This window comes from Pseudomonas sp. AC172 (assembly GCF_979258595.1).
Genome location: NZ_OZ409868.1, coordinates 2,462,503 through 2,475,267, shown reverse-complemented (window position 1 = coordinate 2,475,267; position 12,765 = coordinate 2,462,503). Strand labels below are relative to the sequence as shown.

Here is a 12,765-nt window from a genome sequence, read left to right as displayed (position 1 = left end):
TAACATGCACAACAAAGCTGACCGCTTACGCAAAAGCCGTTCCCCGAAGGCGGATCCCGCGCAAGGCAATCGACTGCCCCCAGGCCAGGTGCTGACGGAGCGATTTCCCATTCTCCACGAGGGCGAGATACCGGAATACGACTTTGCTCATTGGTCGCTGCGCCTGTTCGGCACACTCGCACGGCCAATCGAATTACGCTACGCCGATCTGCAAGCTCTGCCGCAACGGCAACTGCGCTGCGACATCCATTGCGTGACGCGCTGGTCTAAGTTCGACACCGAGTGGAGCGGGGTGCATCTGCAGGATTTGTTGCAGGCGTTCGATATCCAACCGACATCAGCGTTCGTCATGGCCCATGCCGACCACGATTACCAGACCAACTTGCGACTCGATGATCTGTTGCACCCCGACAGTCTGTTGGCCACCCATTACGCTGGCCAGCCGCTGACCGCGCAACATGGCTGGCCACTGCGGCTGGTGGTGGCGGGGCGGTATTTCTGGAAGAGTGCGAAGTGGTTGCGCGGGCTGGAGTTTGTCGAGCAGGAACAAGCGGGGTTTTGGGAGCAAAACGGCTTTCATTTGCACGCCGATCCGTTTGCAGAGCAGCGTTTCAGTGGTGATGAACTGGATATTGCGGAGGATGCATGGCTGGAAAAAGAGTTCGATTAAGCCTCGTACCCTGTGGGAGCTGGCTTGCCAGCGATGAGGTCCTGTCAGTCGATATCTTAGTTGGCTGATACACCGTCATCGCTGGCAAGCCAGCTCCCACAGGAATCGTGTTTACAGTTGATTCAGTAGTTTGTTAGTTGGTTTAAGTGTTGGCTCAGCAACACTTCTGCTGAACTAAGAACACTCCTTTATAGCGATCTAACCTAAGTGTTATTGGTTCTTTTGCGATCGGCAGCCGATCTTCTAGCATCAGCTTTAAAGGGGAAACGTCTCACGCTGGGGAAACTGCGATTCACCATTAATTCCAAGTTGAAAAGCCTTCACTGCCTTCCAGAAATCCAAAACTACAGCAGACATTGCCGCGCATTGCTTGCCGAACTTTATTGTCGGTAACGGCCGGGTATTAACTGCGATTCAAGGAGCTGTTATATGCATTACCGTTCCCGTTCATTACTGGCGGCTGCCGTCGTGTCCGCCATCTGGCAACTTCCGGCCAACGCAGAAGAAACTTCCGTCAGTGCCGACAGCGAATCCCGACTCGGCACCGTGTTGGTCACCGGCACTCGCGGCACTTCGCGCACCGTGCTCGATTCGCCGGTGCCGGTCGACGTGCTCACCGCCGAAGACCTCAAATCCGCCGGCGCCGCTGACGGTGAATTGGGCGCGGCGTTGCAGACGCTGTTGCCATCCTTCAGCCTGCCGCGCCAATCCAACTCCGGTGGCGCCGACCACGTGCGTGCGGCGCAACTGCGTGGCATGAGCCCGGATCAGGTGCTGGTGCTGGTCAATGGCAAGCGTCGCCACACGTCAGCGGTGGTCAACGACTCCTCGAAGATCGGTCGCGGGACAGCACCGGTGGACTTCAACTCGATCCCGATCAGCGCGATCAAACGCATCGAAGTGCTGCGTGACGGCGCCGGTGCGCAGTACGGTTCAGACGCGATTGCCGGGGTCATCAACATCATTCTCGACGACGCGCCCGAGGGCGGCGAAGTGTCGACCAGCTATGGCGCCTATCACACCCATCAGGACGCCATCGACAAGACCACCACCGACGGCCAGAACAGTGTGACCACCGCGAAGATCGGCACGCGTTTGGGTGAGGAGGGCGGGTTTATCCGTGGCGGCACCGAATACAAGGATCGCAACCCGACCAACCGCGCCGGTTTTGACGGCTTTGCCGATACCCCCGGCCAGCGCAACTACGTGATGGGCGACGGCGTCGCGCGCGACGTCAACCTGTGGTTCAACAGCGAATTGCCGCTGGCCGGCGGCAAGGCGTACAGCTTCGGCACCTATAACCAGCGTCACACCACCGGCGCCGAGTTCTATCGCTACCCGTACGAACAGCCGCAGTTCTACCCCAACGGCTACTTGCCGCAATCGCTCGGTGACAACAAAGACGTCTCCGCCACCGCCGGTTTCAAGGGTCTGATCGGTGACGAGTGGGACTTCGACAGCAGCGTCACCCACGGTCGTAACCGCTTCGACGGATCGACCCGGCACACGCTCAACGTCAGCCTCGGCGAAGACTCACCGACGAAGTTCGATACCGGCGATTACGAGCTGCGCCAGACCACCACCAACCTCGATTTCAGCCGCGAATTGCGCCTCGGCGAGCGCTCGTTCGTACTGGCGGTCGGTGGTGAATACCGCTACGAAAACTACCTGACCCATGCCGGTGACGAGGCCTCCTACATCGGCTCCGGAGCCGACGGCGCCAATGGCCTGCGCCCGAGCGAAGAGTCGGATCTGGATCGCAACGTGTTCGGCACTTACGCCGAGTTGTCCGGCGATCTCACCGACCGCTTCTTCGTCGACGCCGCCACCCGCTGGGAGCATTACGACGATGCCGGCAGCAAACTCACCGGCAAACTCAGTGGTCGCTACAAACTCACCGAGCAATGGGCCTTGCGCGGTGCGGTCTCGAACAACTTCCGCGCGCCGTCTCTGGCCCAAAGCGGCTTTCAGAACACCACCAGCAACTTCGGTGATGGCGGCACGCTGACCGACATCCGCGTGCTCTCGGTCAACGACCCGATCGCCCGTGCACTCGGCGCCGAGAAGCTCGACCCGGAAACCTCGAAAAACTTCAGCCTCGGCCTGACCTTTCAGTTGAACGAACGCTTCGATGCATCTCTGGACGTGTTCCGCATCGACGTCAAAGACCGCATCACCCTGTCGCAACGCATCGGCAGCGATGCGCTGGAAAACTACATCAATGACAACTTCGGCGTTGCTGGCGTGCACGACGTCAACTTCTTCACCAACGCTGCGGACACCAGCACCCACGGCGCCGAACTGGTGCTCAACTACCACCAACCGTTTTACGAAGGGCAACTGGGCCTGACCACCGCCTACACCTACAACCACACCAAAGTCACCAGCACCAAAGGCACGCCGTCGCAACTGACGGCGCTGGGCATCGGCAATGACGCCCTCGTTGGCGTTGAAGAAACCAACACCCTGACCGATGCAGCGCCGAAGGATCGCTTCATCTTTTCCGCCAACTGGGCCAGCGAACACTGGGGCCTGCTGGGGAGGCTGACGCGACAGGGCGAGACCACTCGCGTGTTCGATTTCGGCGACTCGCAACCGGAGCAAACCTACGGCGCGGTGTGGCAACTGGACGCCGAGGTGGCTTACAAATTCACCCCGAAATTCAACCTTGCCGTGGGCGGCAACAACCTCACCGACAACTACCCGGAACGTTCCGGCTCGGCGATCAACTACGGCGGCAACCTGCCGTACGACGTGCTCTCGCCCATCGGCACCAACGGCGCCTATTACTACGCCCGCGCTACCTATGGTTTCTGACGCAGGGCCGGGGCGGCATCTGCCGGTGTTTCAGGCGTTGTTGATCACGCTGGGCATGGTGATCACCACCGACATCCTGAAAACCGCGCCGACCGTCGCTCTCAACGTCGGGCCGGAGCATTTCTACCTGGTGTGGGTGCTGGGCGGTGTCGCCTCGATGATGGGCGCGCTGTGTTTTGCCGAGATGGCCACAGCGTTTGCGCACCCGGGCGGCGACTATCACTTTCTGCGCACTGCGTACGGCGAACGCATGGGATTGTTGTTCGCCTGGTCGAGGTTTTCGGTGATGCACACCGGGTGGATAGCGTTATCGGCGTTCATGTTTGCCGATTATGTCAATGCGGTGGTGCCATTGGGGCAGTACGGTTCGGGGCTGTTTGCCGGGGCGGTGATTGCGGCGTTGGTGCTGCTCAACCTCACTGGCAAGCAGATTGGTTTTATGACCCAGACCTTGTTGGTGGGGCTGTTGGCACTGGGTTTTTTGAGCATTGCCAGTGCCGGCGTTTTTTTGGCCTGGCAAGGCATCGAACCGCCTGCGCCGGGTCTCTCGCCCGTCGCGGAAAACACCGGGATGGCCGGGTTTTCGGCGGCGATGATTTTCGTCTTTCTGGCGTTCGGTGGCTGGAGCGATGCGGCGACGTTGTCGTCGGAAGTGCGTGATGGCCGGCGGGGGATTTTCATCGCCATGCTCGGTGCGCTGAGCGTGTTGATGGCGATCTATCTGGCGCTCAACTGGGCGTTCGTTCAGGGCTTGGGATTCGCTGGACTGGCCGCCAGCAATGCGCCAGCGGTTGAGTTGTTGAACCGGGCCTTCGGTGCACCGGGTGTCATGCTGATTTTGCTGATGGTCGGCATTGCCGCGATTGCGACCATCAACTCGACCCTGCTGGTCGGCGCGCGCACCACCTACGCTGCTGCGCGCGATGTGCCGCCACTGCGCAGTTTCGGCGACTGGGACGACCGCGACGGTGTACCGCGCAAAGCGTTGCTGGCAGAAGGCGCGGTGGCGTTGTTGCTGGTGTTGTTCGGCAGTTTTACCCAGAGTGGCTTCAACACCATGGTCGAATACCTGACCCCGGTGTATTGGCTGTTCTTGAGTTTGAGCAGTGTGGCGCTGATCATTCTGCGACGGCGTTTTCCCGAGGTACCGCGACCGGTGAAGGTGCCGTTGTATCCGTTGTTACCGCTGCTGTTTTTCGGGTTGTGCCTGTACATGCTGTATTGCAGCGTGACGGTGGTGGGGTTTGGGGCGTTGTTGGGGATTGCGGTGTTGTTGGTGGGGGCGGTGATTCTGGCCGTGTTGAGCCGACTGCCAACAGCCCCTCACCCCAGCCCTCTCCCTGTATGTACCGGAGACATGGTGGACGGGTGTTCGGAGACATGGTGGACACTTTTTAATAGACACATTGCTCATCACCGAGGAGATGACCTGTGTCCTGGGAAGAGGTGTCCACCGTGCAGCTTCGTTCAGAATTCGTGCTTTTGGCTCGGCAAGAAGGGGCCAATGTTCGGCAGCTTTGCCGTCGATTCAATATCAGCCCAAGCACTGCCTACAAATGGCTCAGCAGGTTTGAAAATCTCGGTGCGCAAGGGTTGATCGATCAGTCTCGACGACCAAAGACGTCACCCAAACGCTGCGCTGAAGAGGTTGAGCAGCAGATTTTGACCCTGAGTCAGGAGTACGCCGCTTGGGGCGCTCGCAAGCTCAAGCGTGTGTTGGAAGACGACGGCAAAGTGATGCCCTCTGTCAGCACCGTGCATGCGGTTTTACAACGTCATTCGCGGGTTGATCCAAAGGCTGCCGAGGTCAAACCGTTTATCCGGTTCGAGCACGAGGAGCCCAACGATCTTTGGCAGATCGACTTCAAGGGCCATATCAGCCTGAGCCACGGACGTTGCCATCCGCTGACGATACTGGACGATCACTCGCGGTTCTCACTGTGCATCGCTGCGTGCGCCAATGAGCAGCGCCGAACCGTCCAGGAGCAACTAATGCGGGCCTTTCGGCTCTACGGTCTGCCTCTGCGCATGACGATGGACAACGGTTCGCCATGGGGTGACCAGACCGGCGTTTATACCGCGCTGGAGGTCTGGCTGATGAGCCAGGGCATCAAGGTCGGCCACTCCCGACCTTATCACCCGCAAACCCAGGGAAAGCTGGAGCGCTTCCACCGCAGCCTGAAAAGGGAAGTCCTGCAAGGCCATCCCTTCACCGATCTGGACGATGCACAACGGGCGTTTGATATCTGGCGTGAGATTTACAACCAGAAGCGTCCGCATCAAGCGTTGAACATGCAGGTTCCTGCTACTCGCTACAGCAGCAGCCCACGGGAATATCAGGAGCAACCGGCGGCGCCGGAGTACGACGATGGGGATGTGGTCAGGAAGGTTCAGGTAAAAGGAGAGATCTACTGGAGGAACCGTGAATACACAGTCGGAAAGGCTTTTCACGGGAGGTCAGTAGCTATCCGGGAAACGACGGAGGACGGCATCCACGATGTCTACTGGAGTAGACATCGTATCGCCCGGATCGACTTGAACTTGCAGATCGTTACGGCAGGTAAGAAGATCTAAAACCGTCCACCATGTCTCCGAACATGTGTCCACCATGTCTCCGGTACATACACTCCCAGAGGGAGAGGGGGCCGACCGAGGTGTCTTGGGTGATACATCGACCTGAAAGACCGAGTCGATTATGGATTCAGTGAGGCAAGCACAGGTCGAGGTCGATTATGGATTCAGTGAGGCAAAAACAGGCTGAGGTCGATTATGGATTCAGTGCGCCACGTTCAGGTCGGCGTACTTCTCCAATATCCCCCAATCAGTTCCCTCTCCCTCGGGGAGAGGGCTAGGGTGAGGGGCTTCTGATTCTAGAAGGACACCTCCGCCGGCTGCGACAACCGCAGCACCGACAAATCCCCGGTAATACGCTTGTAAGCCAATCGGATCGCTTCGATGCTGGCCCCATTCTTCGCACTGTTCTCATGCAAGATCACAATCACCTTGGTGCTCAAGCGCTCAGGCTCTTTCGCGCCCTTGTCCCGCCACTGCCCATAGGCATCCAGCACACTGAAACCATCGGGAAAGCGCGACGTGACTTCCTGATCAAGAAACTCGCGCCAGCGCGCCGGGCTGACCGCACCTTCCTTTCCATCAATCGAGCCCACGGAGAAGTACAACTCGGTGCGAATCCACTGCGCCTGCGCCGGTCGTGAAGCATCGCCTTGCAGGGTCGAACTGGCGGGATCATGGGTGTGAACGGACGCAGGAGGAGGGCTGGCACAACCGGCGAGGGCGACGAACAGCGCCGCCAGTAGAAGACGTCGAGGCATGGAACATCCTTATTGAACGATGAGTAAACCGCTCAAGTATAAGGTTGCTGTCTGACCGCCAATAAAGACCTAAAAAGCAGGCGTTTAGGCGCTTCGGGAATAACCCTTTACCGCGCAAAAATTGTGGGAGCGAGCCTGCTCGCGAAAGCGATTTTTCAGACGGCGAAAATATTCCATGCCAGAGCCTCACCGATTCATTACGCACTCGCCGGTGGTTTCGCCAACGCAATTTCTGCTGCACCCAGGCGCTTGAGAATTTCAAACAACAAATCACTTTTGGTCACCCCGACAATCCTCGGGCTGCCTACATACCCGGTCACCGTCAAGGTGATCCCGTCCGGCGACAACTTGCTGAAGCGCACGAACGGTGCCGGTTTATCGAGGATGGTTTCGTTCTCCCGATACGTGTTGAGCAACAGGTCCTTGACCTCTTCGGGATCGATGTCCAGCGGGAACACCAATTCCAGTGACGCCACACCTTGCGCGCTGCCGCCCAGGGTCACATTGCGCAGGTTCTGCGAGATCAGTTGCGAGTTGGGCACGATGACGATCGAGCGGTCGCTGAGCTGGATTTCCGTGGCGCGCACATTGATGCGGCGGATGTCGCCTTCGACGCCACTGATGCTGATCAAGTCGCCGACTTTCACCGGTCGTTCAGTCAACAGAATCAGGCCGGAGACGAAGTTCTTCACGATCTCCTGCAGGCCGAAACCGATACCCACCGACAGCGCACTGACAATCCACGCCAGATTGGTCCACTGCACCCCCAGCGACGACAACGTCAGCAGAATCACGAAGGCGTAACCGATGTTGGAAAACAGCGTGCTCAGCGAGGCACACATGCCCGGGTCCATGTCGGTTTTAGGCAGGAACTCGTTGTCGAGCCAACGGCGCAGGGCGCGGATCAGCCAGATGCCGATCATCAGTGCGAGGACGGCATTGAGCAGGTGGCCGGGGACGATGTTCAGTTTGCGCAGTCCGGCGCCGCCGAGGATCGCCATGATGTTGCTCGTCAGTTGCCCGAGCGTGGTGCCGATGCCGCCGACAAACAGGGCGATGACCGCCAGCAACAGCAGCGCTGCCCGACTGAAACCCGACAGCAGAATCTCGATCTGATCAAGCCGTCGATCGCCAATGCCGAGCAGCTGTTTGAGCGCCTTGCCGCTCGCATGTCGGGGTGAAAACACATGCTCACAGGCGTCCTTGACCAGTTGAATCAGCAGGTAGAAACCCGACAAGACAATGTACGCCCACACCAGCTCATAACTGATGAACCGCGCCAGCGACACATAACCAGTGAGCAAAGCGATTGCCGAGACGAACATCGAGAGGCTGGCAATGGTGTAAATCACCCCGGCGAACGTACTGTTGGCCGCCGCCGTATCATTGGCCGCGACCAGTGCCTTGCGCACCTTGCCGACGCGCAGCAGCAGGACCGTCACGATCGCCAGCACGACGATTGAAATGACCCCGCGCCCGGCAATCACAATCTGGCTGCTCATGCCCGTGGCATTGCTGACCTGCACCAGCGTCACCAGCACCAATAACGTGCAGGACAAAATACGCGGGTAGGGCCTGAGCGCCAGCGCCACCTGATCGGCAATTGCTGGCAGGCGCCACGAGGGGTGTTCGGTCGACAGCAACGCGCGGCTCAACCCGGTGAGCAGCACGCACGCATACACGACCTTCTCGAACTCTTCGGAGAAGGTTTCCAGCACTGGCGGCAAGGGTTGGTGGCGGGTGCAGGCGTAGAACAACAATTGCAAGGCAATGCCGGTGGTGGCGATGGTCGCCAGCGCCGAGGCGAACGCCAGCGCACTGCGACGCAGGCGGCCCTCGGGCATGCGGTGAATGCACACCCAGGTCAGACCGCGTTCGGCCAGCCTGCGCCCAAATGTCCAGATGATCAGCGCCAACGCCATCAACACACTGGTGTAGAACCGTTCCCCTGGTGCCCACACGGTGGCCCAGGTATCGCGCACCTGCGCGACGAAAAAGCGTAAACGCTGACGGTCGTCGTCACTCGGACTCACCAGCGGCGACCAGAAACTCGGGCTCAGCACGCTGTCAGTGCCCAGCGTCAGCTCACTTTCGAGCAGTGTGCGGCGGATACCGGCGATCTGCGTAATCAGATCCGCCGCGCTCTGCTTCAGCGCCGCCAGGCTCTTCAACGTGCCGTCGACCTTGCTCTTTTGCTCGGCCAGCGACGCCCGCTGCGCGACGATATCGGCCTGCTCCGCCGCCAGATCGGCATCCGGCGCAGCCCCCAACACCCCCAGCTGCACCGCCAGTTGCGCCTGCTGCGGCAACAACGCCGCCGACAACCGGTCGACATCCAGAATGAATGCCTGCACCCGATCCTGCGGGCCTTCGAGCTGGTTGTAGTTATTTGCTGCAGAAATCTGTTGTTTGAGGCCGTCGAGGCGTTGTTGCAGGGCTTGCAGATCGCTTTGCGAAATCACCGGCAACGGCGTGGCAGCGGTAGTCACCGGCGCCGGCAAGTCGGCAGCCAATAGCGTCGGAATGCCGCCAACCAGCAGCATGAATGCGACAAAAAACAACGACTTCAATGTGTTGCGCATGGGTGAGGCGGCTCGAATGGATCACACAGTCTATGAGGTTAGGTGATCGAGCCGATCAGCGAGGAAAACTTTCCGGCAGAGCAGGGCAGCTGCGCAGCGCTTCCAGACGAAAAAAGCCCGACGGGTGAGGTCGGGCCTTTCTTCGGTGACGGCGTTGAAGCGCCGCATTCAGACGGCGCGGCGTTCGAGCAAACGGTCTGAACCGCCTTCGGCGACTGCGTCGCTGAACAGTGGATCGGTCTGGGTGGCGGCGGCTACGGCATCGCTGAACAGCGGATCAGTCTGGGTCGCGGCGGCTACTGCATCGCTGAACAGTGGATCAGTCTGGGTGGCAGGTTCAGCGGCAAAAGCATTCAGGGCGAACAGTGAGAAAGCGATGCTGAAAAGGGCTTGGCGTTTCATGAGTGTGTGCTCCGTGGGGTAGTGGTGAGATCTGGAGCCGATCTTACGCCGCGAGCCTGATAAGAGAACTTCATTGAATCAATGGTTGTTATTGATGCGGTTAATGATTGTTTTTTTTGAAGGCCTCACTCATACCCCACCTTCACCTGAGCACTGATCAGTTCAGCCAGCATCCGCACAGGTTCTGTAAAAGTCTGCCGCGACCGGTGCACCAGTCCGATATCACGGTGGAAGGTGTGCTGCCCCAGGTCGAGCACCCGGACACCGGCAGGCCATGCAAAGTCGGGCGCCGTTTGCGGCACCAGCGCCACCCCGACACCGTTCTCGACCAGTTTGATAATCGCCTCCAGCTCATCCAGTTCGCAGACCTCACGCAGCGTGAAATGCATCTGCCGTAAAAAGCGGTCGACCTGCCTGCCGCCAAAGGAAGATCGGTCATATCGAATGAACGGCTGGCTGGAAAGCAACCGGGTCCAGTCATCTCCCGGCATATCACGCGGCACGATCAACCGGTAAGGCTCCAGCGCCAGCGTCGTCCAGCGCAGGTCGCTCTGCAGTGAAAAGGGCGGGCGGATGATCACGGCCATGTCGATCTCGCCAGCATCCACCAGGTTGACCAGTTCCATCGACAAACCCGGCACTACCCGGGATCGGCATTGCGGGCAGTGCTGGTGAAACTTTGCCAGCGCGTCAGGCAAATAAGAGCGCTGCACCGAGGCAATCGCGCCAATGTTGACCAGCACGCTGGGCGGCAGTCCCACCGTTGTCGAACCGAGGCTGTCGTAGAGCCTGAGCAGTTCCTGCGCTTGCAGAAGGATCTGATGGCCCATTCTGTTGAGGTGTGCCGAGCGCCCCTTTCTGTCGAAAAGTTCGAAGCCGAGCTCAGCTTCCAGGCGCTGGATCTGTGCGCTGACGGCGGCCTGCGTGAGGCCGATTTTGTTGCCTGCGGCAGCAAAAGTACCTTCACGCGCAACGGCGATAAGTGTCTTCAGTTCTTTGATCATTCACAAATATTAATTGTGTTTCTGAGAAATATATATTGATTTTTATGTTTGGTTTTCCGTCCTAGGATGTTTCCCATCCACCGGCAGCGGCTGAACCCAAGCGCCGATGACGACAGGAATGTTCGCCAACCCACAACAATATGATCGGAGTTCTGATGAGCCTCTCGCCTTTCCACCTCGCTATCCCCGTTTACGATCTGGCTGCAGCGCGCACCTTTTACGGTGAAGTTTTTGGTCTTGAAGAAGGGCGCTCCAGTACTCAGTGGGTCGATTTTGACTTTTATGGCCACCAACTGGTCATTCACGAACACCCGAAAACCGCGTCCCAGGAAAGTGTTCACAGCAATCCGGTCGACGGACATGACGTTCCAGTTCCGCACTTCGGCATCATTTTGGGATGGCAGCAGTGGGAAGCGTTGGCCGAACGCCTTAAGTCCTTTGGCACCGAGTTTGTGATCGAACCGTACATTCGCTTTCAGGGGCAGGTTGGCGAGCAAGCCACCATGTTTCTCTTTGATCCCTGCGGCAACGCTCTGGAATTCAAAGCGTTCAAGGATATGAGCCAGCTCTTCGCCAAGTGACAAACGTCATGGCACAACCCGGTTGTGCCATTCGGTTTCAAGTGAGCTGGAAGCTCATGACTCTAGCAACTGCCCTTAGCGCAGACCTTTCATTCCAACAAAAAGGCTAGACATGAAACGTATTCCCCTGGTGTGGCAAATCGTTGCCGGGCTGCTGCTTGGCGTGCTCGTCGGTTGGTATTTGAATACCCATCCGCAGTATCAAACATGGGTCAGCGCGCAGATTCTGAAGCCTCTGGGTGACATCTTTATCAAGATGATGAAGATGGTGGTGGTACCGATTGTGTTCTGCTGCATGATCCTGGGCATTGCCGGCGGTGGCGATAACAAGTCGTTTGGCCGCATGGGCATCAAGTCGCTGGGGTATTTCTTTGCGATTACCGCGCTGGCGATTGTTATCGGCCTGTGTTTCGCAAATATCTTCGAACCGGGTAACGGTACCGATATTTCCGGCCTGTCCCACGGTACGGCATCGATCAACATGGAGCCGTCAAAAGGCGCGCTGGTGATCTTGCAGAACATCGTGCCGGACAACGTTCTGCTGGCGATGTCGGAAGCGAAATTGCTCTCGGTGCTGTTCTTCGCCGTGCTGTTCGGCCTCGCCCTGAATGCGCTGCCGAGAGAAAAAAGTGCACCTGCAATCGCGCTGGTTCAGAGCATTTCCGACGCGATGTTCAAAGTGGTCTCAATGGTCATGGCCTACGCGCCGATTGGGGTCTTCGGCATGATCGGCGCGACTGTCGCAACGTTTGGTTTCGCCTCGCTCTTGCCGTTGCTCAAGTTGATCGGCGTGGTTTACCTGGCGCTGGTGGTCTTCGCCTTGGTGATACTCGGTGGCATCTGTTACTTGATTGGCGAGAACATTTTCAAATTGATCCGCTACTTCCGCAGTGAATTGATTCTGGCGTTCTCAAGTGCCGCATCCGCCGCCGTCATGCCGCAGTTGATGAGCCGATTGGAGAGTTACGGTGTACCGCGTCGGATCGTCAGTTTCGTGGTGCCGGTGGGTTATGCATTCAATCTGGATGGCGCTTCGATCTTCCTCGGCGTCGCGACGATCTTCGTCGCGCAGCTCTATGGCATCGACCTGTCGTTGTCGCAGCAGATCCTGCTGGTGGTGACGATGGTGCTGACCTCGAAAGGCGCGGCGGGGGTGCCCGGGTTTGCCATCATCATCCTCTCCGCAACGTTGGCTTCGGCCGGTCTTCCTTTAGAGGGTGTGGCGTTGATCGCAGGTATTTTCAGGATCATCGATAGCGGTACTACCACGCTGAACGTATTGGGCAACGCCATCGCGCCGCTGGTGATTGCCAAGTGGGAAAGGGCTGTGCTTGAACCCTCACGTGCTCGTACCGCAGCCGAAGTGTGAGTTTTTCG

Annotated in this window: 10 protein-coding genes; 6 read left to right on the top strand and 4 right to left on the bottom strand. The window is 58.5% G+C overall.

Features of this window, described 5'->3' with window-relative positions:
* Nucleotides 1-4: 4 nt before the first annotated feature.
* From ACZ0A4_RS11095 to ACZ0A4_RS11080, 4 genes are all read left to right on the top strand, one after another.
* Entirely contained in the window at nt 5-670 is a 666-nt protein-coding gene (locus ACZ0A4_RS11095) for a sulfite oxidase-like oxidoreductase (protein WP_463574669.1), read from the top strand.
* Nucleotides 671-1,099: 429 nt separating this feature from the next.
* Nucleotides 1,100-3,487 (top strand): TonB-dependent receptor plug domain-containing protein, encoded by a 2,388-nt coding sequence (locus tag ACZ0A4_RS11090; protein ID WP_463574668.1) that lies wholly within the window; start codon nt 1,100-1,102, stop codon nt 3,485-3,487.
* Entirely contained in the window at nt 3,477-5,084 is a 1,608-nt protein-coding gene (locus ACZ0A4_RS11085; protein WP_463574665.1) for an APC family permease, read from the top strand. The genes ACZ0A4_RS11090 and ACZ0A4_RS11085 overlap by 11 nt, the downstream gene beginning before the upstream one ends.
* Nucleotides 4,970-6,061: an IS481 family transposase gene (locus tag ACZ0A4_RS11080; RefSeq protein WP_463577540.1), complete on the top strand. Its 1,092-nt coding sequence runs from the start codon at nt 4,970-4,972 to the stop codon at nt 6,059-6,061. Before ACZ0A4_RS11085 ends, ACZ0A4_RS11080 begins: the two co-directional genes overlap by 115 nt.
* Before the next feature lie 296 nt (nt 6,062-6,357).
* Here the strand turns inward: ACZ0A4_RS11080 and ACZ0A4_RS11075 are convergent, their stop codons facing one another.
* From ACZ0A4_RS11075 to ACZ0A4_RS11060, 4 genes are all read right to left on the bottom strand, one after another.
* Nucleotides 6,358-6,819 (bottom strand): DUF3574 domain-containing protein, encoded by a 462-nt coding sequence (locus tag ACZ0A4_RS11075; protein ID WP_463574663.1) that lies wholly within the window; start codon nt 6,817-6,819, stop codon nt 6,358-6,360.
* A gap of 197 nt (nt 6,820-7,016) precedes the next feature.
* Nucleotides 7,017-9,401 (bottom strand): DUF3772 domain-containing protein, encoded by a 2,385-nt coding sequence (locus ACZ0A4_RS11070; RefSeq protein ID WP_463574661.1) that lies wholly within the window; start codon nt 9,399-9,401, stop codon nt 7,017-7,019.
* A 168-nt stretch (nt 9,402-9,569) separates the two neighbouring features.
* Nucleotides 9,570-9,803 (bottom strand): hypothetical protein, encoded by a 234-nt coding sequence (locus ACZ0A4_RS11065; RefSeq protein WP_034155454.1) that lies wholly within the window; start codon nt 9,801-9,803, stop codon nt 9,570-9,572.
* 125 nt (nt 9,804-9,928) lie between these two features.
* Nucleotides 9,929-10,807, bottom strand: a complete 879-nt coding sequence (locus ACZ0A4_RS11060; RefSeq protein ID WP_463574658.1) for a LysR family transcriptional regulator — start codon at nt 10,805-10,807, stop codon at nt 9,929-9,931.
* A 155-nt stretch (nt 10,808-10,962) separates the two neighbouring features.
* Here ACZ0A4_RS11060 and ACZ0A4_RS11055 point away from each other — a divergent pair, with 155 nt between their 5' ends.
* Entirely contained in the window at nt 10,963-11,388 is a 426-nt protein-coding gene (locus ACZ0A4_RS11055) for a VOC family protein (protein WP_026000724.1), read from the top strand.
* 112 nt (nt 11,389-11,500) lie between these two features.
* Nucleotides 11,501-12,757 carry a cation:dicarboxylate symporter family transporter gene (locus ACZ0A4_RS11050; RefSeq protein ID WP_463574655.1) on the top strand — a complete coding sequence of 419 codons (1,257 nt, stop codon included), beginning with the start codon at nt 11,501-11,503 and terminating at the stop codon, nt 12,755-12,757.
* Nucleotides 12,758-12,765 lie beyond the last annotated feature (8 nt).